Here is a 23,045-nt window from a genome sequence, read left to right on the forward strand (position 1 = left end):
AATGAGGGTGTTATGTTGACTGCACATATTGGAAAATTTGCCATGACTCTGGGGGCGCTGCTGGTCAGCGGTCAGCTTTTTGCTCACTCGCACGTCCATCAGATGACCGAAGCGGAACAGAAAGCGGCGAGCGGCGTGTTTGAGGATAAGGACGTGAAGGACCGAGCGCTGTCTGACTGGGACGGGACCTGGCAGTCGGTCTATCCGTTCCTGCTGGACGGCTCGCTGGATCCGGTCTTTGAGCAGAAAGCGCAGAAAGACAAAAGCAAAACCGTTGACGAGGTGAAAGCGTACTACCGCACAGGTTATGCGACGGACGTGGATGCCATCGGCATCGAAAATAACGTGATGGAATTTCACAAGGGCAAAGCGGTCAGCCGCTGTCATTACGATTACAGCGGCTACAAAATACTGACCTACGCATCGGGCAAAAAAGGCGTTCGCTACCTGTTTGAGTGTAAGGACGCCAGCAGCAAGGCACCGAAGTTTGTTCAGTTCAGCGACCATACCATCGCGCCGAAGGCCTCTTCTCACTTTCACATTTTCATGGGCAACACCTCCCACGAGGCGCTGCTGAAAGAGATGGATAACTGGCCGACCTATTACCCGAATGAAATGTACAAAGAGCAGGTGGTGGAGGAGATGTTGCACCACTAGGCCTTTGCTTTTGCCGGGTGGCGGCTGCGCCTTACCCGGCCTACAGGCACTACGCCACGTTGGGCGTTTCGCACCATGCTTTCACGCTCATGCCACGCAAAATCATCAGCCACGCAATGACGATGGCGACCATCATGATGACAAACAGCGACCAGTGCGGCAGGTTGGTCAGAATAATACCGGTGATCATCGGGTTTGCCGCCGCGCCCAGCCAGCCCAGCGCCTGCGCGGAGAAATAGCTTGCCTTCATCCCCGGCGGGGCAATGTTGTCGATCAGCATGTATTCGCCCGGTGCATAGATAATCTCACCCAGGGTAAAGATGGCGGCAGCGATGCCCCAGTAAACCAGGTTTTCTCCGGAGAGCATAAAGCCCCCCAGCCCCACGATAAAAAACAGGGTGGCGAGGGTCATCAGCGGACGTATATTGCTGGCAGAGATCTTACGACCCAGCGCATATTGCAGCGTCACCACCACGGCGGCGTTGACGGGTAATACCACGGCGACCACCTTTTCAGCGAAATCACTGTCCGCATGCGCGGCCAGAACGTATTGCGAAATACAGGTCGCAAACGATCCGCCGACGTATGACGCGAGCAGACCTGACAGCGTGTACCAGAACAGCGCGCGGTCTTTCAGCAATACCGACGGCTGCCAGGGCATCTTCTCCTCGGCGGTATCCAGCGCAACGCTTTTCTGCACGAAGAAATGGATGAATCCAAGCGGCAGGGCGGCGCAGAAGGCCGCCAGCCAGAACGGCAGCTGCAGGCTGTACATCACCAGCAGGGTGCCAATCGGCGGTCCGATCGTCCAGCCAATGTTCAGGAAGCTGTAGTTCAGCGAGAAGACGCGCGCTTTTTGGCTCGTGGTGAGCACGTCGGAGAACCAGGCCTTCAGCACCGTCGAGAAGACGGAATAGGCGCAGTTGATCAGCGCAAAGAACAGCACCACCAGCGTGACGTTATCAACCAGCGGGATCGCGACAAATCCGGCGATAAAGGCCACGATCGCGATCAGCATGTAGCGTTTTTTATCAAACTTATCGGCAAGAATGCCAAATCCCAGGCTGAACACCACGCCGATAGTCAGCGCAATCGTCAGGGCATAACCAATATTCTCGACGCTCATGCTATAGACGCGCGTGAGATAAATGGTCATAAACGGCAGCGTTGCCCCTCGACCAATGGTTAATAACAATGACGATGCCAGCAGCGCTGCGGTTGAGCGCCTGAGAGATGGTTTCATATTCCTGCCCGACAGTTGCTTATGCTTTTATTAGATGTGTGTTAACAGGATTACCATGACATAAGGGGCTTGTATAGCACCCGATTTATCCCTAAGTGCTTCCGCAGCCTGCCAGAATTAATGATCTTCTCGAGGCGTACTTTTTTCTGTTACCTTGAAGTGTTAACAAATAATTAATAATTCAGGGGCAGGGTATGACGCGTAAAGACGGGCTGCTGGCGTTGCTGGTGGTCGTAGTATGGGGGCTCAATTTTGTAGTCATCAAGCTGGGGTTACACAATATGCCGCCGCTGATGCTGGCCGGTTTGCGTTTTCTGCTGGTTGCGTTCCCGGCCATCTTCTTTGTCGCCCGTCCGAAGATCCCGTTAAGGCTGCTGCTGGGCTACGGTCTGACCATTAGCTTCGGCCAGTTCGCGTTTCTCTTCTGCGCCATCAAGTTCGGTATGCCGGCCGGTCTGGCCTCGCTGGTCTTACAGGCGCAGGCGTTCTTTACCATTATTCTCGGCGCGTTTGTGTTTGGCGAACGCCTGCAGGGCAAACAGCTGGCGGGGATCACGCTGGCGGTGTTTGGCGTACTGGTGCTGATAGAGGCCAGCCTGAATGGCCAGCATGTGGCGCTGCTCGGCTTTATGCTGACGCTGGCGGCGGGGCTGAGCTGGGCCTGCGGGAATATCTTTAACAAGCTGATTATGCAGCACGAGGCCCGCCCGCAGGTGATGTCCCTGGTGGTCTGGAGCGCCCTGATCCCCGTTTTACCGTTTATGGTCGCGGCGTTGATTCTGGATGGCCCGGCCGTCATGCTCAACAGCCTGGTCGAGATCGACCTGACCACGATCCTTTCTCTTGTCTATCTGGCCTTTGTCGCCACCATTGTGGGCTACGGGATCTGGGGATCGCTGCTGGGGCGCTATGAAACCTGGCGCGTCGCACCGTTATCCCTGCTGGTGCCTGTGGTGGGCCTTGCCAGTGCGGCACTCTTGCTGGGTGAAACGCTGAGCGCGCTGCAGCTGATTGGCGCCGTGCTGATCATGGCCGGGCTGTACATTAACGTCTTTGGCCTGCGCGTGCGTCGGGCGACGCGGGTAAGAAAGGCATAAAAAAAAGCCCCGCGTCTGCGGGGCAAAAACGAATCAGAGGCCGTGCTGATTATAATAAGGCACGCCTAATTCGTCGGATTTGTCGCTACCAGCACCCATATGGTTGAAATCATAAGGCGACTGGTCATGTGCTGACGGCAAAATCATCGTATCAGGATTATTTTGCTGCGTTGCACGAGGGGTTTGCTCCGCGAAGGTCTGGCTGGAGAACAGCACCAGCAAGGCGAGGGCGGCGGAGGCGGTAACTTTCATGATTTCCTCGGTTACGTCTGTTACAGGCGATGGTTAACTACAGTGTTTTAACGGATACAGGTATCGGGATTCGCCCGGCACGCTGGTAATTCGGTACTTATGAGGCGGCACGTCAAAATAGTTCTTGAACGTCCGCGTCAGGGTTTGTTGCGATTCAAATCCGTAACGCTCCGCCAGATAAAGGATCGGCTCATTGCTTTCTTTCAGTTTCTGGGCAATTTCCGTCAGCTTGCGGCTGCGAATATATTGACCTAATGAATGACCGGTCTCTTTTTTGAACATCCGTTGCAGGTGCCATTTGGAGTAACCTGAACGCTCTGACACTTTTTCAAGGGAGAGCGGCGATTCCAGGTTATCTTCGATCCAGTCCAAAATGCTATGAATGGTGATAGCGTCAGTATTGCGTCTGGACATCGTCATACCTCTTTTTCTGTTTACGGCAGTATTTTCTTAAGCAAAAGCTCAAGGGTTGCCACTTCATCTGCCGTTAAGTTTTTTGTTAGTTCCTGATGCAGTGTTTGTCCTACTAATTGATGACATTGCTCGCACATGGCCGCGCCATCGCTGGTCAGCTTCACCAGTACGCCGCGTTTGTCATTCGGGTTAGGGCTTCGTTCTATCCATCCTTTGCAGACGAGACGATCGAGCATGCGGGTTAACGCGCCCAGATCGACAGAGAGCACCTTTTTAAGCTCAACCGGTGTAATACACACTTCGCAGCGAATGGAACACAGCACTTTGAACTGTGTTGCGGTGATATCCAGCGGTGACAGATAGTCATTGAGCAGGCGATCTTTCTTCTGATTTACCATATGAATAAGACGACCCAGCGGAACAACGTCGTTAAAGATATCACTGGTGCTTTTCACAATGGTTGCCCTGGCAAGTAGTTAGTCACGGCAGATATTATTGCTCAGGCAAGTATAAGTCAACTGAATGAGTCAGCCGATGCCACGAATTGCTAAAACGTTTCATGAACTTTTTTTGAGGTCTTTCAAATCATATAGATAACTGTCAGTTATCATTCCCGGAGGAAAATAATCGTTACGTTGCGCCCATGGCTGAATGTCACACTTTCACCCTATAATTGCTGTGTTAAATATGGATAAGGACGACAACGCACTATGTTGGATTTAATAAAAGCAATCAGCCTTGGGCTAGTGGTCTTGCTGCCGTTGGCTAACCCGTTAACGACGGTGGCGCTGTTCCTCGGGCTGGCAGGGAATATGAACAGCGCCGAGCGCAACCATCAGTCGATGATGGCCTCGGTGTATGTGTTTGCTATCATGATGGTGGCTTACTATGCCGGACAGGTGGTGATGAACACCTTCGGGATTTCCATCCCAGGCCTGCGTATCGCCGGGGGGCTGATTGTGGCCTTTATCGGTTTCCGCATGCTGTTCCCGGCGCAAAAAGCGCATGAGTCGCCGGAAGCGGCCAGTAAATCGGAAGAGCTGGAAACCGAACCGAGTGCGAATATCGCCTTTGTGCCGATCGCCATGCCGAGCACGGCGGGGCCGGGTACCATCGCGATGATCATCAGCTCCGCATCAACGGTGCGCGACAGCGCAACCTTCCCAGACTGGGTGCTGACGGTTGCGCCACCGCTGATTTTTGCAATTATCGGGATTATCGTGTGGGCGTCGCTGCGCAGTTCAGGCGCCATTATGCGCTGGGTAGGCAAGGGCGGTATCGAGGCGATTTCCCGTCTGATGGGCTTCTTACTGGTCTGTATGGGCGTGCAGTTTATTATTAACGGCGTTCTGGAAATTATTAAGACCTATCACTGATGCGATTGCCGGGTGGCGGCTACGCCTTACCCGGCCTACGTTATTATGGGCTTGTAGGCCGGGTAAGCGCAGCGCCACCCGGCACAAACAAACCTCACCCGTGCTGCCCCTGTTCCTCCAGCGCCACCGGCCATTTACGGAAGATGAGCACCGACCAGACAAGCGCCCCCAGTGCCGGAATGGCGCCAAGATAGCCAATCGCCGACATCGATACGTGGAGTATTACCTGATTTCCCACCAGCGCGCCCGCGCCAATCCCCAGATTGAAAATCCCGGAGAACAGCGACATGGCAACGTCCGTTGCATCCGGCGCCAGGGCCAGAACTTTCACCTGCATGCCCAGACCAATAATCATGATCGCCACGCCCCAGAACAGGCTGAGGATCGCCAGGTGGCTCTCACTGCCTGCGGCAGGCATCAGCAGCAGCAGGCAGGCCAGCAGCAGACCGATAGCGCTGCTCACCAGCGTCGAGGCGTGTCGGTTACCCAGCTTACCGAACAGCACGCTGCCAATAATGCCCGCTCCGCCGAGGATCAGCAGTAAGACGGTGGCAAAATTGGCGCTAAAGCCCGCCACCACCTGCACAAAGGGTTCAATGTAGCTATACGCCGTGTAATGGGCCGTCACCACAATGACGGTAAGCAGGTAGATACTCAGCAGCGCCGGGCGACGCATCAGCAGCGGCAGGCTTTTCAGCGAGCCGGAATGCTCGCTCGGCAGCGCGGGCAGCAGCTTAATCAGGCACACCAGCGTAACCAGCGCCCCCATACCAATGGCGAAGAACGTAGTACGCCAGCCGAAATATTGCCCCACAATGCGGCCAATCGGCAGACCCAGCACCATCGCCAGTGCGGTACCGGTGGCAATCAGGCTCAGCGCCTGGGCGCGTTTCCCCGCCGGTGCCAGGCGTATCGCCAGCGACGCGGTGATCGACCAGAACACCGCATGGGCAAAGGCAATGCCGATGCGGCTAATGACCAGCACCGTAAAACTCCACGCCATAAATGACAGAACATGGCTGACGATGAATAAGGCAAACAGGCCGATCAACAGCCTGCGCCGCTCCATCTGGCTGGTCAGCAGCATAAACGGCAAGGACATCAGCGCCACTACCCAGGCGTAGATGGTCAACATAATGCCCACCTGAGCCGTTTCCATCTGGAAACTTTCAGCGATGTCAGACAACAGCCCAACCGGAACAAATTCTGTGGTGTTAAAAATAAACGCGGCAATGGCCAGCGTGACCACGCGTAGCCACGCAACCCTGCGGGAAACTGTGTTCGTTGTCATAGGGATGTCGAAGATTCGTTGCTGAAAAGAAGAGGAGACGATCTTAAAACGTCGTACGGCGAAAACTCAACCATTATGTGATGCAGATCTCAATATTTACCTTATGAAAGCGGTAGCCGGGAACGCTGTTTTCATTGAATATAAAAGAACAACACAATAAAAACAGGCGGTAAGACAATGCAGGAGATTGATTTTTATCTGGTAGATGCGTTCAGCGATACCTCGTTCGGCGGCAACCCGGCAGCCGTTTGCCCGCTGAAAGCGTGGTTGCCCGATGAGACCTTACTGAAAATGGCGCAACAGCATAATCAGTCGGAAACGGCTTTTTTCGTCTGCAGTAAAGGGGGCATTGAGCTACGCTGGTTTACCACGCTCACCGAAGTCAATCTCTGCGGCCACGCTACGCTGGCGGCCGCGCACGTGCTCTTTACCGAACTGGATTACCCGGATTCACGGATCCACTTTGATACCGCCTCTGGCCGCCTGACGGTCAGCCGGGAGGGGGAGTGGATGACGCTGGACTTCCCGGCATGTCCAACCCATGAAGAGACGCCCCCGCCGGAGATGCTTTCGGCGCTGGGTATCAGCCGCTACGTTGAAGCCCGTAAAGGGCGCGCCTGGCTGATCGTTCTGGAAAATCGCCAGCAGGTTGAAGCGCTTGCGCCACGCTTCTCGGCGATGACGCCGGGCGAGCATAAGGTGAGCGTTACGGCGCGCGGTGAGGGGGAATATGATTTTGTCAGCCGCTTTTTCTCACCGGGCGTTTCCGTCCCGGAGGACCCGGTCACCGGCTCCGCCCACACGATGCTGATCCCCTACTGGAGCGAAAAGCTGGGCAAAACAACGATGTTCGCCCGTCAGGTTTCAGCGCGCGGTGGCGATGTACGCTGTGAGCTGAAAGGTTCGCGCGTGCTGATGAGCGGGCAGGCCACACTTTATCTGAAAGGCACAGTTTTTCTGCGCTAAATAGCCATAACAAAAGAGGAAGAGACAATGCAGGAAATTGATTTTTATCTGGTGGATGCCTTCAGCGACAAAACCTTTGGCGGCAACGCCGCAGCGGTATGTCCTCTGGAAGAGTGGCTGCCGGACGAGACGCTGCTCAAAATGGCGCAGCAGCATAACCAGTCTGAGACCGCCTTTTTCGTGCGCACCGACGGTGGGTTTGAGCTGCGCTGGTTTACCACGCTGGATGAAATTAACCTGTGCGGTCACGCTACGCTTGCCGCATCACACGTCATTTTCGAATACCTTGATTACCCGCATACCGAAATAACCTTCACCACCCGCTTCGTGGGTGAACTGACGGTTAAACGCAGCGGCGACTGGCTAACGCTGAACTTCCCCGCATGGTCGACGGAGGTTGTGGATAATCCTCCCGAGGTGCTGTTTAGCGCGCTGGGCATCACGGCGGCAAAAGAGGTGCGCGTCGGACGGGATTACATGGTGGTGCTGGAGAGCCAGCAGCAGGTGGAAGCGTTAACGCCGGATATTGGGGCCATGCTTCCGCTGGATAAAATGGTCTGCGTGACGGCGCCGGGAGAAGAATATGACTTCGTCAGCCGCTTCTTCTGCCCGGGCGAAGGGGTGCCGGAAGATCCGGTCACCGGATCCGCCCACAGCATGCTGATCCCGTACTGGAGCGAAAAGCTGGGCAAAACGTCACTCAATGCCCGCCAGGTATCGTACCGTGGCGGGGATCTGCGCTGCGAGCTGAAGGGCGACCGCGTGCTGATTGGCGGCCAGGCGACCCTGTATCTGAAAGGGCGTGTCTTCCTGCGCTAGCTGAGGGAGGCGCCGCCGCATATCACCATCTCCTGGCCGGTGATGGCGGCGGCGTCTTCGCTAAGCAAGAAACTCACCAGTCCCGCCACCTCTTCTGGCGCGATTAAACGTCCGATTGGCGGACATTTCGGGGGTGAGGTTTCCCGCCCTGGGGCGCTGAGCATCGGCGTTTGGGTGGCCCCAGGCGAGACCACGTTAGCCGTGATCCCGCGCGGGGCCAGTTCCGCCGCCCAGCTCCTGACCATTCCTACCATCGCCGCTTTGGTGGCAACATACTGCGATCGTCCTGCTGCACCACGAGAGGTTCTGCTGCCTATCGCCACAAAGCGTCCGCCGGCAGCCATAGAGGGCGCATAATGGTTAAACAACGCCTCACAGGCCCGGACGTGGAGCTGCCACAGTGAGGCGCTAACGCGGCTTTCCAGCTGGCCCAACGGCGCGGCTGCCATCATCCCGGCGGCATGAATTACTGCCTGGGGCGCGGCGATGGTGTGCAGCGCATTCCACAACGCATCAGGATCGGTGATATCAACGCGAAGGCTTGTGAAGCCGGGCGTATCCAGCATCACGGCTCGGCGGCTGAGCCCGGTGACCTGCCAGCCCTCCGCCAGTAATCGCTTAACGATGGCCTCACCAATTCCGGAGCTGGCCCCGGTGACGACGGCGTGACGCATGTCAGACCTCCAGCATAGCGCGGGGAACCTTAAACACCGCTTTGCGGACCATCATCGGGGCCTCTACGGCGCATAGCGCCTGGTGAGGTTCTCCGGGATAAAAGACCACAAAGTCACCCTCGGCAAGCCGGACCCTGACGCTATGTTCGGCTGTTGAAGCAATAAAGAGATCCGGTTTACGTTCTTCATCTCCCGCTCTGCTTGCGGGAAGCGCTCCAGCATAAATATGCTCTTCACCCGCCAACACAATCTGGATGTCCGCCCACTGATGATGGTATTCCGTATGCCGGTCTGCGCGCGGCTGCGTCTGCGCCGGGCCAATGTGGCAAAACCACGGCGCATTCTCAGGCTGCCAGCGTCCGTCACCGCGTTCGCAGAGGGCCTTCAGCGTACAGTCCGGGCGGGAAAGCAGGGCGTATAGCGCCGACGGTAGCCCTGCCAGCGGCAGGGCGTTGAGATGCCCGATAATCATATTACCCCCTTGACCCATTCTGGCGTCACCCGCACGTATTTGATGGCCTGGCGGAAGTAGGTGTAAGCAATATGAAGATTGCCCTCAGGTCCCTGTTTGATGCTGGGATAGGAGAATTCGCGATTGAGTTTTTCCATGGAGTTGTTGGTCATGCAGTAACCATCCCCTTCATCCAGATGACGCTGCCACGGCCAGCTTTTCCCGCCGTCCGGCGAAATGGCGATGGTCATCGGCGCGCGCGGCGCGCCCCAGAAGGCAGTCCGCCCGCTGGTGACCACCGGCTCTTTACGACCGTCACCATCGTCAATTTCATCGTATAGCGATGCGCGACGTTCACGCGCACCGGCGGCGCTCATGGCGTTAAAGACCAGCGCGAGTTCACCGCTGGCAAGGGTTGTCACCTGGATAGAGGAGTTGTTGTTGGGTAGCTCCGTCGGCTCCGGTACTGACCAGCTTTCGCCGTTATCTGTTGACTGGCTGTAATAAATATTGTCCGCCCAGCGGCTGCGGAACAGCGCCACCAGGGTGCCGTTGTGAAGCGGGGTAATATTCATGTGTACACAGCCCAGGCTTTCCGGCACCTCGACATCGCGCCACGTTTTGCCACCATCTGCGGAGATTTTCACCGCGCTGATATCGTCGTTTCCGACCCATTTCTCTCCCGGCCGGGTGCGGCAGTAAAATACCGGCAGCAGCCAGTTGCCGTTGTCCAGCACGACAATGGGCTGGCGAATAAACGTGCCCGGTTTATCGAGCAGGGTTGCGATGCCCCCCCAGGTTTTCCCCAGATCGCGAGACTGGCGATAGCGAACAATAGCCGTGTCCTGATTACCGGAAATCTGTGCGGTCCACAGCAGCCACAGCACGTTGTCCGGGGCCAGGAACAGAACCGGGTTTTGCTCGGAACGCGTGGCATCGTCCGACAGTTTTACCGCATCACTCCACTGCTGGCCGCCCGGCGCCAGGCGTGAACCCCATACGGAGATATCCGCAATACCTTCCTGGGTTCCTCCGAACCAGACGCACATCAGCGAGCCATCCGGGAGCGGCAGCAGATTCGCCGCGTGGTTTTGTGGGCAGGAGGAAGGCAGCATGGCGGCCTCCGTGCGGGCATCCTGCTGCGGGCGAACAATCCCGTCGCGGGTTACGGTTACAGACATATCAGACTCCATTATTTTCAACGGGGGTTGGCGCTTTACCCTGCGCTTTTCCCGGAATGAGACGGTCAATCACCATGATGACGGCAGGGGTCAGCAGGGCGATGTACATATTGTTGATGCCGAAAGGATCGCCCAGCAGATACCAGACGGAGGTCACGACGCAGGCACCAATCAGGCCGGCATTCGCACCACGGGTGCTGCGGAAGAACGGGGCGTAGAAGGCGATAACGGCCACCACTGAAATCGACAGGCGAATAGCGCGGGTAAAGAACGAGAGCTTCAGGACTTCAGGCACCAGCAGAACAAAAATCAGCGGCAGGAAACCAATCAGCAGGGAGATCCAGCGGGTGGCCTTAAATTCCTGCTCAGGCGTCGGGTTGCGCATCGGCACGTAAAAGTCTTTTACCACCAGGGAGGCGATCGCCAGCGCAACGGTACTGACGCTGACGAAAATAGACGCCACCAGAGAGGTGGTGACCAGACCGGCCAGCCACGGGTTCATATCCTGCAGGAAAATCGGCATCGCATACAGGCTGTTAATCTCCGGGTGCAGGTATTTTGCCGCCACGCCGATTACCGCGATGGCCAGCGCAATCGGCAGGCAGATGAAGAATGCAACCCAGGTAGAGCGTTTGGCCGATTTCACGTCTTTGGTGGAGGAGATGGCCTGAATCACAAACTGGGTACAGAAGATGGAACCAATGGTGCCGATGAGCCAGGCGAAAATGGTCGACGCGCCGATATTGCCATCCCAGGTCCAGTAGAAGTCCGGCATGTTTTCAACCATTGGCGCGAAGCCGCCCGTCTTAGACAGCGCAAAGCCCATGATGACCAGAATGCCGAAGTATTTCAGAGCGCTGTGCAAAACCGTCACCCAGGCCACACCCTTCATGCCGCCAAAGGCGAAATAGAAGGTACTGACGATGGCCGTAATGAAGGCGGCAACGGGGAGATTTACTTTCAGTACCGTGGAAATGGCCGCCGCGCCGCTAACGTAATTCCCCACGTTAACCAGCAGCAGGGCATAGATCATGATGATGGAGATAATGTTTTTGGTGCTGTTACCGTATTTTTCAGCAATCGCACCAGAGATGGTGATTTTCCCGGTGCTGTAGATGCGTTTTACCAGCAGCAGGCCAAAGAGCGGGAAGCCAATTGCGGCCCCGATGACGGACCAGGACGCAGCAAACCCGTCTTCAAACGCCGCCTGCGCGGTGCCGATAGTGGATTTGGCGCCGATATACTCGGACATCAGCAGGATCCCGACAATAAACGCCGGCATCGCGCGGGAGCCTTCCATAAAGTCCCCGGAGTTTTTACTGCGGATCCGGAAGGTTAGCCAGGTCGTGAACAGGATGTAGACAATGACTATGCCCACAATGATCAGGGTATCTTCAGCGGTAAAATTATTCATCTTTGCCTCTCTTCAGGGCGAGTGAATCCTGGGCACCTCGGGCACCCGGTATTCTTATTGACGAAACAAACGCCGTTTAGTTAAGTGACGTCGTCACTATTCGGCGTATCTGTTGGCACTGCTGCTCGCTAAACGCCACGGCATAGCGGCTTTCTCCGACGTCTTCCCCCATGATCTGCAGCGCTTTTTTGACTGCGGCAGGCGAAAACGCCACGTTGTAAAGCTCGGTGCGAAGCTGGGTGACGCGCTCCTGCGCCAGACGAGAACCGTCAATATCACCCGCGTTAAAGCGTGACCAGATGGCGTTGATGGCCTCCGGCGCCACGTTCGCCAGCCCGGAAATGCAGGCTGAACATCCGTCGACGAAGCCCTGATGGATAAGCGAATCCGGGCCGTTCAGCACGTCGAATCCGCCAATGTCGCTCACCGCATTGAGGAATCCGCTCAGGCTCTCGTAACTTCCGGCACTGTCTTTAATACCTATAATGTTCGGATGCTCGGCCAGCGCGCGTGCGGTAGCGGGCTCAATGGTGTTGCCGGTACGCGCCGGAATGTTGTACAGAAATACCGGGACGGCTAGCGCGTCGGCGATAGCGGTGTAATGTGCGACGAGTTCAGCCTGCTTCAGCGGAACGAAGTAAGGGGTAATGACGGAAACGGCGTCGACGCCCAGCGAGGCGATCTGTTTTCCGAGGCGGATGGTTTCACGGGTCGAGATTTCCCCAATGTGCGCCACTACCGGGGCGCGCCCGGCAACCGTTTCCACACAGGTGCGGGTAACGGCGATTTTTTCTTCTTCGTTCAGCACGAAGAACTCACCGTTTGTGCCGCCGCAGAAGATGCCGTTACCAGCATTAAGTTGACGATCGATCTGTTGTTTAAGGCCCGGTAGGTTCAGCGCGCCTTCCGTGTCAAAGGGGGTCACGATGGCCGTCAGTACGCCCCTGATGTTGTTATACATGATTCACTCCCTGGCTATTCATGTTGGGAAACAGTGTCCGGTAAATCGCCTGCACCTCGTCGTGGTTGACCTGACAAGGGGCGTTGTTCATTAGTCGCTTAACGTTAAGGGCCGCATCGCTCAGGGAGGGGATGTCGTCGCGCGGTACGCCCAGCGCCTCCAGGTTGTCCGGCAGGTTGAGCCTGCGAACCAGCGCGGCAAAGTACTCCACCAGCGCGTGGGATTTCTCTTCGTCTGACAGCGCCGTATCCGCACCGGGCACCAAATCCCATACCTGCGCAAATTTCGTCACGCAGTGGGGGCGAACCGCTCGCATGCAGGGTGCCAGAAGAATGGCGTTAGCGACGCCGTGCGGCAGGTGATATTTACCGCCGAGCGGATAGGAAAGAGCGTGAACCAGGTGGGTGCCTGCATGCGCAATAGCAACCCCGCCGTAGTAAGACGCCCACAGCATCTCCAGCTTCGCCAGCAGATTTCCCGGTTCGGCGCAGGCCGTTTCAATGTTGTTCAGCAGCTTAGCCAGTCCCGTCAGCGCGGCGTTATCGCTGACCGGGTTGGCAACCGTTGAGGTGAAACACTCAATCAGATGACACAACGCGTCAATCCCGGTAGATGAGGCAATATGCGCGGGCATGCTGGTGGTCAGCTCTGGCAGCAGGGCGACGTAATCGGGCAGCAGTACGGGGGAGATAATGCCCACTTTCGTGTTTTGCTCCGGAATCGCAAGAATGGCATTCGGCGTCGCTTCCGAGCCGGTTCCGGCAGTGGCCGGGATCAGCAGAGAGGGGATGCGCGCCTCAGGTTTTATGCCCGCCAGAAGGTTATCCAGCCCCGGCGACAGCGGATGACACAGCACTGAGAGCAGTTTGGCCACATCCAGTACGCTACCGCCGCCGATCCCCACGATAAGCCCAAACGTCCCGCTTAACCCCGCGAGCAGCTGGCTGACATCGTGGTGGGAGGGTTCAGGCGGCACGCTGTCAATAATCGTGACGCGGCGGTTGTCCTCTTCGAGGAGCGCGCGGATCTGCTTTGCTGCCTCCAGACGCGCAATGTTGCCGTCCGTCACCAGCAGCAGCTGCGTTTTATCAGTGAGTAACGGCCTGATGGCGGCGATGGCATTCGCGCCGCTAATAATGGTGCTGTTGATCGTAACCACGCTTTTCTCCTGTCTTTGTGTCCATGATTGATTTCGCTCAAATAAGACGCTTCATGGTCATCGTGTGGCTAAATTTATAATTTATTCGCAAACTGATTAACTTGATCTTGCTCACATATAATCAATCATGATTGAATATAATCATTAACAGAAAAGGCGAACCCGGAGTGGGGATGAAAGTGAACAATCTGTACAGAGAGGTTGTGGTCGTCGCAGATGACTTTACCGGTGCTAACGATGCCGGCGTCAGCCTGGCGCTGTGCGGCAAAAAAGTCAGCGTGGCGTTTCATACACCTTTTACCCAGACGACCGATGCGCTGATCGTCAATACCGATTCCCGGGCGCTGTCGGCATGGGAGGCGGCCGAAAAGGTGGCCGCACTCGGGGCGGATATCGCGGATGCCCGCTGGCTTATCAAAAAAATGGATTCGACGCTGCGCGGCAACGCGGGGGCCGAGTCACAGTCCCTGAAGATATTGAGCGGCAAGCGCCAGGTGATTGTTGCCCCGGCATACCCCGCGGCAGGGCGGATCACGCGGAACGGCAGGTGTCTGGTAAACGGTATTCCGGTGGACGAAACCGAATTTGCCAGCGATCCCAAAACGCCCGTTCCGTCTGCCGTGATTGCTGACCTTTTTCGCGACGTGAGCGGTAAAAACGTGACCGTGGAGACGCTGGCAGCCGAACTGGCGCAGGGAACGGAGTGGATCTTCGTTGATGCGCAGACCGACGAGGAGCTGGATGCCATTATCGCCGCAGCAATGACCTGCGCGCAGATGCCGCTGCTGGTGGGTTCTGCCGGGCTATGCGATGCGCTGGCCCGTCATCTGGCCCCGGCGCGACGCAAGCAGCTGTTGGCCGTGGTGGGGTCGATGAGTGAGATCGCTCAACGCCAGGTCGCACTGGCCACAGGTGCTTCCGGCGTCTCGTCGGTATTCATTGATGTGAATGACGTTTTGCGCGGCGTTACGGCCGGGTATCTCGCCCGGATCGCGCAGGTGCTACAGGCTGGGCATCACTGCATTGTTCATACCTGCGCGGGCAATGATGCTCGCCATCAGGTCGAGCAACTCTGTCGGCAGCATCACGTCACCCGGGCTGGCCTGGGCGAAAAAATCTGTACGTTTTTAGGCGAACTGACCCGACAGGTGCTTGCGGTGCACGAGCCGGACGCGCTGTACGTCTCCGGTGGCGATGTGGCGATGGCCGTTGCCAGGGCACTTGGTGCGCGGGGGTTTGAGATCGCCGGGTGCGTCGCACAGTGCGTACCTTACGGAAAATTTCTGGGTTGCGGCTGGCAGCAGCCGGTAATGACCAAAGCAGGGGGCTTCGGAAAGGAAGAGACGCTGCTTGAGGTTTTGCATTTTATCGAGGAGAGACTGAGTGACTAAAATCATTGCTGTAACCATGGGTGACCCGGCTGGCATTGGCCCGGAAATCATTATCAAATCCCTCACCGAAGGCGAGCTTTCAGGGGCGCCGGTTGTTGTCGTGGGCTGCGCCAGAACGCTGCAGCGGGTGCTGGATAAAGGGATCGCCGGGCAGGCGGATATACGTCTTATCGCTGCGGTGAGAGACGCGAAATTTGCCCCTGCCGTGATTAACGTGCTGGACGAACCGCTGGCCGATCCTGATGCGTTAAAGCCGGGTGTCGTTCAGGCTGCAGCAGGGGATCTGGCCTATCGCTGCGTGAAGCGAGCCACCGAACTGGCGATGGCGGGCAAGGTGAAGGCTATCGCGACGGCTCCTCTGAATAAAGAGGCTTTGCATCTCGCCGGTCATCTCTATCCGGGTCACACCGAGCTGCTGGCGCATCTGACCGACAGCAAAGATTACGCCATGGTGCTGTATACGGATAAGCTGAAGGTGATCCACATTACCACCCACATTGCGCTGCGCAAATTCCTTGATACGCTCAATCAGGATCGGGTAAAAACCGTGATTGGTATTGCGGATAGCTTCCTGAAACGCGTCGGGTTCACTCATCCTCGCATTGCCGTTGCCGGTGTAAACCCGCATGCGGGTGAGAACGGCCTGTTTGGTGACGAAGAGATTAATATTGTCGGCCCGGCCGTTGAGGCAATGAAAGCGCAGGGGCTAAACGTCACCGGACCGTGTCCGCCGGATACGGTATTTATGCAATGCCACGAAGGAATGTATGACATGGTCGTTGCGATGTATCACGATCAGGGGCATATTCCGCTAAAATTGCTCGGCTTTTATGACGGGGTGAATATCACCGCCGGGTTGCCGTTTATCCGTACCTCTGCAGACCACGGAACCGCGTTCGATATTGCCTGGACCGGTAAAGCGAAGTCTGAGAGCATGACGGTGTCTATCCAGTTGGCTATGCAAATTACACGGGAATGATATGAAGGGATATAACCGGTTAGAGCAGATAATGGATTACCTGAAAGGGCATAATCTGGTGACGGTGGATCAGCTGGTGGCAATTACCGACGCCTCTCCGGCAACGATCCGCAGGGATTTGATTAAGCTCGATCAGGAAGGCGTGATTAGCCGTACCCATGGCGGCGTCACCCTTAACCGGTTTATTCCTTCCCAGCCCACGACGCATGAAAAAATGCAGCGCAGTCTGGCGGAAAAACACGCTATCGCCAGCGCGGCAGCGAGCTTTGTTAAAGCAGGGGACGCCATTGTGCTGGATGCTGGCACCACGATGATTGAACTCGCTCGTCAGCTGACGCATCTGCCGCTTCGCGTGATCACCAGCGATTTGCACATTGCGCTGTTTCTCTCGGAATTCCGACAGATTGAAGTGACGATTATCGGCGGGCGTATCGATGATTCGAGCCAGTCCTGCATCGGTGAACACGGCCGTCGCCTGCTGCAAAACGTCTGGCCGGACGTGGCTTTTGTCAGCTGTAACGGATGGGATATCACCCGCGGCATAACCTCGCCGACGGAAGAGAAGGCCGCGCTGAAGCGCGATTTAATTGCCAATGCTAAACGCCGCGTGCTGCTGGCGGACAGCTCCAAGTATGGCGCCTGGTCACTGTTTAACGTGGCGCATCTTCATACCCTGACGGATATCGTGACGGACAGCAGGCTGGATGAGACGACACAGGCCGAGCTGAGGGCGTTAGATGTCCAGCTGACGCTGGCGTCATGACATAAGTTAATACTATGTAGCACCCCGGCAGGCCTGCGCTATGTTGAAATTTAGTCTCACATAAAAAGCAAGGAGCCTGCCATGTATTCCATTACCTCTGAATCTGCACGTCATCCGGACATTCTCAACCTGATCGCGGCGCTTGACCGCTATCAGAGCGAGCTCTATCCCGCCGAAAGCAACCATCTGCTCGACCTCGCTGCGCTGCCGGAAGCCTCGCTTATCCTGATGGTCATTCGAGACCAGCAGCTGCGCGCCGTGGGCTGTGGAGCCATCGTTCTCAACGGTGACGGAACGGGGGAGATGAAGCGGGTCTATATCGATCCGGCCCATCGGGGGCAGCATCTCGGCGAGACGCTGCTGGCCGCCCTGGAAGATGAAGCCCTGAGCCGCCATTGCCATACCGTAAGGCTGGAGACGGGCATCAAACAGCGCGCCGCGGTTCGTCTGTACGAGCAGTGCGGGTACGATTTGCGTCCGGCATTTGCCCCGTACGCTGACGATCCGCTCAGCCTGTTTATGGAGAAGGCGCTGGTTGAAGACGTTCGTTTAGCAGCGCTATAAAGGCTTCCAGCTGGCGGGTCATCGCCCCGCGTCGCCACACCAGCCAGGTAGTGAGCCAGCGCCAGTTTTCCGCCAGCGGCCAGGCTTCAACCTGATGATGTCCCGGCATACTCTCCAGCATCGAGCGCGGCATCAGCGCGATGCCCGCGCCCGCAATAACGCAGGCGAGCATGCCGTGGTAGGACTCCATCTCATGAATGCGGCCGGGTGTAGCTCTGTCCGCATGAAACCAGCTTTCCAGGTGTCGACGGTACGAGCAGTTCGCGCGAAAGGCATAAACGTCGCTGCCGCTGACCTGCGTGGCGCGCGTCACCTCCGCATGCCCGGCAGGCGTGACCAGCATCATCTCTTCCCTGTAGACCGGCATGCCCTCCAGCTCCGGATGCGACAGGGGCCCGTCGACAAAGGCGGCGCTTAGGGTTCCCTCCAGTACGCCATCAATCATTGTCCCGGAAGGCCCGGTAGAAAGGGCAAACTGGATGCGCGGATAGCGCTGGTTAAACTGCGCCAGCGTTTCAGGAATGCGCACCGCGGCGGTGCTTTCCAGCGCGCCGAGGGCAAATAACCCCTGCGGCTCATCTCCCGCGACGACCATGCGCGCTTCATCCACCAGGGCGAGGATCTGCCTGCTGTAGCGCAGGAAGTTATGCCCGGCGGGGGATAGGCGTAAGCGCTGGTTCTCACGAATAAACAGCTCAACGCCAAGATCGGCTTCCAGCTGGCGGATGCGGGTCGTCAGGTTGGACGGCACGCGATGCACCTTCTGCGCCGCCTGGGTGATGCTGCCCGTCAGCGCGACGGCGTTAAACATTTCAAGCTGGGTTAAGTCCATAGCATTCTCGTTTCGTGAATAAGGTGGTTAGTATTATTCATTTTTAAGAAATAGCAGAGTGAGCCACAATGAATCAACCGAAATGCGTGGAGAACATCATGAAATATTCATCTGCTACACATGCCCTCTCTGTTAACCCGGCAACGGGGGAAACCCTCGCTGCGTATCCCTGGGCGACGCCGGAAGAGGTTGAACGCGCGATTGCTCAGTCTGACGCGGGGTATCGCCAGTGGCGACGCGAAAGCGTGTCCCACCGGGCGCAGAAGCTGCGGGATCTCGGCGCCGCGCTGCGAAACCGCGCGGAAGAGATGGCGCAGATAATCTCCCGTGAAATGGGGAAACCCATCCTGCAGGCGCGGGCGGAAGTGGCAAAATCCGCCGGTCTGTGCGACTGGTATGCCGAGCACGGCCCGGCGATGCTGCGTGCGGAGCCTACGCTGGTGGAAAACCACAACGCGGTCATTGAATACCGTCCGCTGGGGCCGATTCTCGCGGTGATGCCCTGGAACTTCCCGCTCTGGCAGGTGCTGCGCGGCGCGGTGCCGATCCTTCTGGCAGGTAACAGCTATCTGCTTAAGCATGCGCCAAACGTGCTCGGCTCTGCGGATCTTATTGCGCAGATCTTTGCGGATGCCGGTTTCCCTGAAGGCGTATTCGGCTGGGTGAACGCCACCAATGACGGCGTAAGCCAGGCGATTAACGATCGCCGTATTGCGGCCGTGACCGTCACTGGCAGCGTGCGTGCCGGTGCGGCCATCGGCGCGCAGGCGGGGGCCGCGCTGAAAAAATGCGTTCTTGAACTGGGTGGCTCCGACCCGTTTATCGTGCTCAACGATGCCGACCTGGATCTTGCCGTGAAGGCGGCGGTGGCGGGTCGCTATCAGAATACCGGGCAGGTGTGCGCGGCGGCGAAACGTTTTATCGTCGAGGAGGGTATCGCAGAGACCTTTACCCGGCGTTTTGTCGAGGCTGTTTCTGCGCTGAAGCTTGGCGCACCGGATCGGGAAGAGCACTTTATTGGCCCGATGGCGCGTTTTGACCTGCGGGATGAACTGCATCAGCAGGTGCAGGCCACACTGGCAGAAGGGGCAACGCTGCTGCTGGGCGGGGAGAAAATCAGCGGAGAGGGCAATTATTACGCCCCGACCGTACTCGGCAATGTGACGCCTGAGATGACGGCCTTCCGTCAGGAGCTGTTCGGCCCGGTCGCGGCCATTTCTGTTGCGAAAGACGCGGAGCATGCCCTGACGCTTGCCAACGACAGCGACTTTGGCCTGTCCGCCACCGTCTTCACCGCTGACGCAGCGCTGGCGGATAAATTCTCCCGCGAACTGGAGTGCGGCGGCGTGTTTATCAACGGCTTTAGCGCCAGCGATGCGCGCGTGGCCTTCGGCGGCGTGAAGAAAAGCGGCTTTGGCCGCGAGCTTTCCCACTTTGGGCTGCACGAGTTCTGCAACGTGCAAACGGTGTGGAAGGATCGCGTGTAATTTATCGCCCGCCTGTGATTTCGGCCCTCATCACGAGGGCCGTTGTCATTTATCTGCAATGGTTCTGTCATTTTCATTTCGTAGACTCGCACGCGTCTAACGCATTGTTAATGAAGATAATTATGAACCTAACGCAAATTTTTCGCCGTATTGCGCAGCGTCTCACCCCTCGTCACTTTGGCCTGCTGACGGGTATCTTTTGCATTATTGGCCTTTTCTCCGCGCTGCAGCTCTCCTCATCATTCCTGCTTAACGCCTCCCTGAACGACGCCCAGCGTAATGAGCAGCAAAACCTGCTGGCCTGGCAGCAGCAGAGCAAGCTGGATCTGGCCCGCGTTTCCCTGCTGGCGGCAAGCGATCTGCTTAACCGGTCCGGCGTCTGGTTTATGCAGGATAAAGAGACCGGTTCCGACGGAAGCTGGCATAGCCTGATGGACGATGCGCAAAAGGCGCTGACGGTTTCTCAGCAGGCGTGGAAGGCCTGGCAGGCGCTGAATCCGCCGAAAGACGATGCCCTGGTGAACAGCTATCAGCTTTTCTACGGCGCGATCAAAGAGCAGGCAGACGGGCTTCTCAAGACCAATACCATCGACGCTTTTTTTGCCGTACCGGCTCAGGCGTTTCAGTCTGATTTTAACGACAACTATGCGCGCTATCAGCAGGCAAGCGAGAAGCAGGCCATGCAGGGGCGCCAGAGCCTAATGGCACAGCTCTCCGGCCTGCAAACGTTGTTCCTGTTTGCGCCGGGGCTGCTGCTCGCCATCGCGGTTGCCGTCTGGTTCGGCATGTCCAGATGGGTCATTACGCCGCTGCGTCGGTTGATTGCGCATATTAACCGGCTGGCGGCAGGGGATCTCTCCGGCACGCCGCCGAACGTCATGCGCTTCAACCGGGAGATAGGGCAGCTTAGCGACAGTATTGAGACGATGCAGCACGGTCTACAGCAGCTGGTGACCCAGGTCAGCCATGCCACTGCCACCATGGTGGAGAACATTGGCTCCCTGGCGGAGGGTAATCAGAAGCTGTATCAGCAGTCAGCGCGCCAGGCGAAAGAGCTTGAGGATGTGACGGCGCATATCGCGTCGCTGGAAAGCCATGTGGAAGGGAATACCGGCTATGCCAGGCTCGCCAGCTCGCGGGCTGATGAAGCGCGACAGGCCGCCGTGGGTGGCGACCAGATGATGTCTACCGTCAATGCGTCCATGCAGGCGATCGTCGACCGATCTTCTGAGATGCGCGGGATCGTGGCGATGATCGACAGCGTGGCGTTTCAGACCAACATCCTGGCGCTAAATGCGGCCATCGAGGCGGCCCATGCCGGAAACCAGGGGCGCGGCTTTGCCGTCGTCGCGCGGGAAGTCGGGCTTTTGGCCAGAAAAAGCAGCCACTCGACGCAGACCATTCAGGAGCTTATTAACCGCTCGCTGCAGGGCATTGAAGACGGTTCTCGAGCCGTTACCCTGATGGAAGAGAATTTGCAGCAGGTCACCGGTCTGGTGGGCAATTTAAGCAGTTTGCTTAATGAGATCTCAACCGCCACGCTCAGTCAGGGGGACAGTATTCACCAGATGACGCGCCAGCTTCAGGCGCTGAATCAGGTCTCCCGTCAGACGGACCTGCTGGTCTCTGACGCCTCGGATGCCTCTGCGCGGCTGCAAAAGCAATCCGATCTTTTATTGCAGGCCGTTTCGCGTTTTCGTCTTAGCGCCTGACGCAATACATAAGCCTCTGTTATACTCGCAGCCCGTTTTAGCCTGAGGGCAAGGAGCAAAGTGTGGCTGCGGTCATCCATAATGAGATGTTGGACGAGATTCTGGCGCAGGTTCGTCCGTTAATTGGAAAGGGGAAGGTTGCCGACTATATTCCGGCCCTTGCCTCGGTAAGCGGGAATAAGCTGGGGATTGCTATCTGTACCATCGACGGACAGCGATACCAGGCAGGCGATGCAACGGAACGTTTTTCCATTCAGTCCATCTCGAAAGTGCTGAGCCTGGTTGCGGCGATGCGCCAGTATGAAGAAGACGAGATCTGGGAGCGTGTCGGTAAAGATCCTTCCGGCCAGCCTTTTAACTCGCTGCTTCAGCTTGAGATTGAACAGGGTAAACCGCGAAATCCCTTTATCAATGCCGGGGCGCTGGTGGTCTGCGATATGCTGCAAAGCCGCCTCAGCGCACCGCGCCAGCGAATGCTTGAGATTGTTCGCCAGCTCTCGGGCGTTGACGATATTGCCTATGATGCGGTGGTGGCACGCTCGGAGTTTGAACACTCCGCCCGTAACGCGGCTATCGCGTGGCTGATGAAATCCTTCGGTAATTTCCACAACGACGTGGCGACCGTGCTGCAAAACTACTTCCATTACTGCGCCCTGAAAATGAGCTGCGTTGAGCTGGCTCAGACGTTCCTGTTCCTTGCGCACCAGGGGCACGCGCCGCATCTCGACCAGGAGGTTGTTTCTCCGCTTCAGGCTCGGCAGGTTAACGCGCTGATGGCCACCAGCGGGATGTATCAAAACGCCGGTGAGTTTGCCTGGCGCGTTGGGCTTCCGGCTAAATCGGGCGTCGGCGGCGGGGTCGTGGCGATTGTGCCGCATGAAATGGCGATAGCCGTCTGGAGCCCGGAACTGGATGAAACGGGAAATTCGCTTGCCGGCGTGGCGGTTCTGGAGAAACTGACCCAGCGCCTGGGGCGTTCCGTATACTGATGTCCGATCTGGATCCTCTCTTTTCCCGCCTGGCGCGATCGACATTTCGCTCGCGCTTTCGCTTAGGCGATAAGGAACGACAGTACTGCTGGGACAAAGGCCCCGAAACCATTGACCAGCATGCCGCGGATTTTGTCGAAAAGCGCCTTGCGCCCGCGCACCCCGCAAACGACGGTAAACAGACGCCCATGCGCGGTCACCCGGTGTTTATCGCCCAGCATGCCACCGCCACCTGTTGTCGGGGCTGTCTGGCAAAATGGCATAATATTCCACAGGGCGTAACGCTCACCGCGCCGCAACAAAATTATATCGTCAGCGTCATCCACCACTGGCTGGTGCTGCAGATGAACGCCTAAATTTGACGAGTTATGCT

25 protein-coding genes are annotated in these 23,045 nt (G+C 57.2%); 13 read left to right on the plus strand and 12 right to left on the minus strand.

Going from position 1 to position 23,045, the window contains the following annotated elements; translation table 11 throughout:
* Positions 1-15: 15 nt before the first annotated feature.
* A complete protein-coding gene (gene zinT, locus AC2TE5_RS11285; RefSeq protein WP_484613334.1) occupies positions 16-657 on the plus strand; it encodes a metal-binding protein ZinT in 642 nt (213 codons plus the stop codon).
* Between the two features lie 49 nt (positions 658-706).
* Here the strand turns inward: zinT and ydeE are convergent, their stop codons facing one another.
* On the minus strand, positions 707-1,900 hold the full coding sequence (gene ydeE, locus AC2TE5_RS11290; protein ID WP_484613278.1) for an efflux MFS transporter YdeE: 1,194 nt from the start codon (positions 1,898-1,900) through the stop codon (positions 707-709).
* 194 nt (positions 1,901-2,094) lie between these two features.
* Between ydeE and eamA the strand changes: the two genes are divergently transcribed.
* Positions 2,095-2,997 carry an O-acetylserine/cysteine exporter gene (eamA, locus tag AC2TE5_RS11295; RefSeq protein ID WP_213327509.1) on the plus strand — a complete coding sequence of 301 codons (903 nt, stop codon included), beginning with the start codon at positions 2,095-2,097 and terminating at the stop codon, positions 2,995-2,997.
* 33 nt (positions 2,998-3,030) lie between these two features.
* Here eamA and marB read toward each other — a convergent pair whose 3' ends face one another.
* The 3 genes from marB to marR are packed head-to-tail and all read right to left on the minus strand — an operon-like array spanning position 3,031 to position 4,118.
* Complete coding sequence (gene marB / locus AC2TE5_RS11300) at positions 3,031-3,249, minus strand: multiple antibiotic resistance protein MarB (protein WP_029741246.1); 219 nt, start codon at positions 3,247-3,249, stop codon at positions 3,031-3,033.
* 33 nt (positions 3,250-3,282) lie between these two features.
* Positions 3,283-3,663: an MDR efflux pump AcrAB transcriptional activator MarA gene (gene marA / locus AC2TE5_RS11305; RefSeq protein ID WP_008502237.1), complete on the minus strand. Its 381-nt coding sequence runs from the start codon at positions 3,661-3,663 to the stop codon at positions 3,283-3,285.
* A 20-nt stretch (positions 3,664-3,683) separates the two neighbouring features.
* Positions 3,684-4,118, minus strand: a complete 435-nt coding sequence (marR, locus tag AC2TE5_RS11310; RefSeq protein ID WP_008502236.1) for a multiple antibiotic resistance transcriptional regulator MarR — start codon at positions 4,116-4,118, stop codon at positions 3,684-3,686.
* Positions 4,119-4,373: 255 nt separating this feature from the next.
* On the opposite strand from marR, the gene AC2TE5_RS11315 reads away from it, so the two are divergent.
* Positions 4,374-5,039 (plus strand): MarC family NAAT transporter, encoded by a 666-nt coding sequence (locus AC2TE5_RS11315; RefSeq protein ID WP_047647729.1) that lies wholly within the window; start codon positions 4,374-4,376, stop codon positions 5,037-5,039.
* A gap of 94 nt (positions 5,040-5,133) precedes the next feature.
* On the opposite strand, the gene AC2TE5_RS11320 is transcribed toward AC2TE5_RS11315, so the two are convergent.
* Entirely contained in the window at positions 5,134-6,330 is a 1,197-nt protein-coding gene (locus AC2TE5_RS11320; protein ID WP_484613279.1) for a sugar transporter, read from the minus strand.
* 177 nt (positions 6,331-6,507) lie between these two features.
* Here AC2TE5_RS11320 and AC2TE5_RS11325 point away from each other — a divergent pair, with 177 nt between their 5' ends.
* Together AC2TE5_RS11325 and AC2TE5_RS11330 are read left to right on the plus strand one after the other, a co-directional pair.
* Positions 6,508-7,296 carry a PhzF family phenazine biosynthesis protein gene (locus AC2TE5_RS11325; RefSeq protein ID WP_159514159.1) on the plus strand — a complete coding sequence of 263 codons (789 nt, stop codon included), beginning with the start codon at positions 6,508-6,510 and terminating at the stop codon, positions 7,294-7,296.
* Between the two features lie 27 nt (positions 7,297-7,323).
* On the plus strand, positions 7,324-8,115 hold the full coding sequence (locus tag AC2TE5_RS11330; RefSeq protein WP_213327511.1) for a PhzF family phenazine biosynthesis protein: 792 nt from the start codon (positions 7,324-7,326) through the stop codon (positions 8,113-8,115).
* On the opposite strand, the gene AC2TE5_RS11335 is transcribed toward AC2TE5_RS11330, so the two are convergent.
* The 6 genes from AC2TE5_RS11335 to AC2TE5_RS11360 form a co-directional block, all read right to left on the minus strand.
* Positions 8,112-8,789, minus strand: a complete 678-nt coding sequence (locus tag AC2TE5_RS11335; RefSeq protein WP_484613280.1) for an SDR family NAD(P)-dependent oxidoreductase — start codon at positions 8,787-8,789, stop codon at positions 8,112-8,114. The genes AC2TE5_RS11330 and AC2TE5_RS11335 overlap by 4 nt on opposite strands.
* Before the next feature lies 1 nt (position 8,790).
* Complete coding sequence (locus AC2TE5_RS11340; protein ID WP_484613281.1) at positions 8,791-9,261, minus strand: NanQ anomerase/TabA/YiaL family protein; 471 nt, start codon at positions 9,259-9,261, stop codon at positions 8,791-8,793.
* On the minus strand, positions 9,258-10,421 hold the full coding sequence (locus AC2TE5_RS11345) for a sialidase family protein (RefSeq protein WP_484613282.1): 1,164 nt from the start codon (positions 10,419-10,421) through the stop codon (positions 9,258-9,260). Before AC2TE5_RS11345 ends, AC2TE5_RS11340 begins: the two co-directional genes overlap by 4 nt.
* A gap of 1 nt (position 10,422) precedes the next feature.
* A complete protein-coding gene (locus AC2TE5_RS11350) occupies positions 10,423-11,835 on the minus strand; it encodes a sodium:solute symporter family protein (RefSeq protein ID WP_484613283.1) in 1,413 nt (470 codons plus the stop codon).
* A gap of 76 nt (positions 11,836-11,911) precedes the next feature.
* A complete protein-coding gene (locus AC2TE5_RS11355) occupies positions 11,912-12,796 on the minus strand; it encodes a dihydrodipicolinate synthase family protein (RefSeq protein ID WP_213327516.1) in 885 nt (294 codons plus the stop codon).
* Positions 12,789-13,955: an iron-containing alcohol dehydrogenase gene (locus tag AC2TE5_RS11360; protein ID WP_213327517.1), complete on the minus strand. Its 1,167-nt coding sequence runs from the start codon at positions 13,953-13,955 to the stop codon at positions 12,789-12,791. The genes AC2TE5_RS11355 and AC2TE5_RS11360 overlap by 8 nt, the downstream gene beginning before the upstream one ends.
* Before the next feature lie 173 nt (positions 13,956-14,128).
* On the opposite strand from AC2TE5_RS11360, the gene dtnK reads away from it, so the two are divergent.
* The 4 genes from dtnK (at position 14,129) to AC2TE5_RS11380 (ending at position 17,652) form a co-directional block, all read left to right on the plus strand.
* Entirely contained in the window at positions 14,129-15,346 is a 1,218-nt protein-coding gene (gene dtnK / locus AC2TE5_RS11365) for a D-threonate kinase (RefSeq protein WP_484613284.1), read from the plus strand.
* Positions 15,339-16,325 (plus strand): D-threonate 4-phosphate dehydrogenase, encoded by a 987-nt coding sequence (locus AC2TE5_RS11370; RefSeq protein WP_213327519.1) that lies wholly within the window; start codon positions 15,339-15,341, stop codon positions 16,323-16,325. Before dtnK ends, AC2TE5_RS11370 begins: the two co-directional genes overlap by 8 nt.
* Before the next feature lies 1 nt (position 16,326).
* Positions 16,327-17,088: a DeoR/GlpR family DNA-binding transcription regulator gene (locus AC2TE5_RS11375; RefSeq protein WP_193939623.1), complete on the plus strand. Its 762-nt coding sequence runs from the start codon at positions 16,327-16,329 to the stop codon at positions 17,086-17,088.
* An 81-nt stretch (positions 17,089-17,169) separates the two neighbouring features.
* On the plus strand, positions 17,170-17,652 hold the full coding sequence (locus AC2TE5_RS11380; RefSeq protein WP_484613285.1) for a GNAT family N-acetyltransferase: 483 nt from the start codon (positions 17,170-17,172) through the stop codon (positions 17,650-17,652).
* Here the strand turns inward: AC2TE5_RS11380 and ptrR are convergent.
* Positions 17,606-18,484, minus strand: coding sequence for a putrescine utilization regulator PtrR (gene ptrR, locus AC2TE5_RS11385; protein ID WP_023335713.1), 879 nt, complete (start codon positions 18,482-18,484; stop codon positions 17,606-17,608). The genes AC2TE5_RS11380 and ptrR overlap by 47 nt on opposite strands.
* Positions 18,485-18,582: 98 nt before the next feature.
* Here ptrR and sad point away from each other — a divergent pair, with 98 nt between their 5' ends.
* From sad to AC2TE5_RS11405, 4 genes are all read left to right on the plus strand, one after another.
* The gene (gene sad, locus AC2TE5_RS11390; protein WP_484613286.1) at positions 18,583-19,971 is read left to right on the plus strand and encodes a succinate-semialdehyde dehydrogenase; all 1,389 of its coding nucleotides are present in this window, start codon (positions 18,583-18,585) and stop codon (positions 19,969-19,971) included.
* 122 nt (positions 19,972-20,093) lie between these two features.
* On the plus strand, positions 20,094-21,683 hold the full coding sequence (locus tag AC2TE5_RS11395) for a methyl-accepting chemotaxis protein (RefSeq protein ID WP_484613287.1): 1,590 nt from the start codon (positions 20,094-20,096) through the stop codon (positions 21,681-21,683).
* 62 nt (positions 21,684-21,745) lie between these two features.
* A complete protein-coding gene (gene glsB, locus AC2TE5_RS11400) occupies positions 21,746-22,672 on the plus strand; it encodes a glutaminase B (RefSeq protein ID WP_121423726.1) in 927 nt (308 codons plus the stop codon).
* Positions 22,672-23,028 (plus strand): DUF4186 domain-containing protein, encoded by a 357-nt coding sequence (locus AC2TE5_RS11405; protein ID WP_063142784.1) that lies wholly within the window; start codon positions 22,672-22,674, stop codon positions 23,026-23,028. The genes glsB and AC2TE5_RS11405 overlap by 1 nt, the downstream gene beginning before the upstream one ends.
* Positions 23,029-23,045 lie beyond the last annotated feature (17 nt).

This window comes from Enterobacter sp. N5-15, from assembly GCF_057221635.1.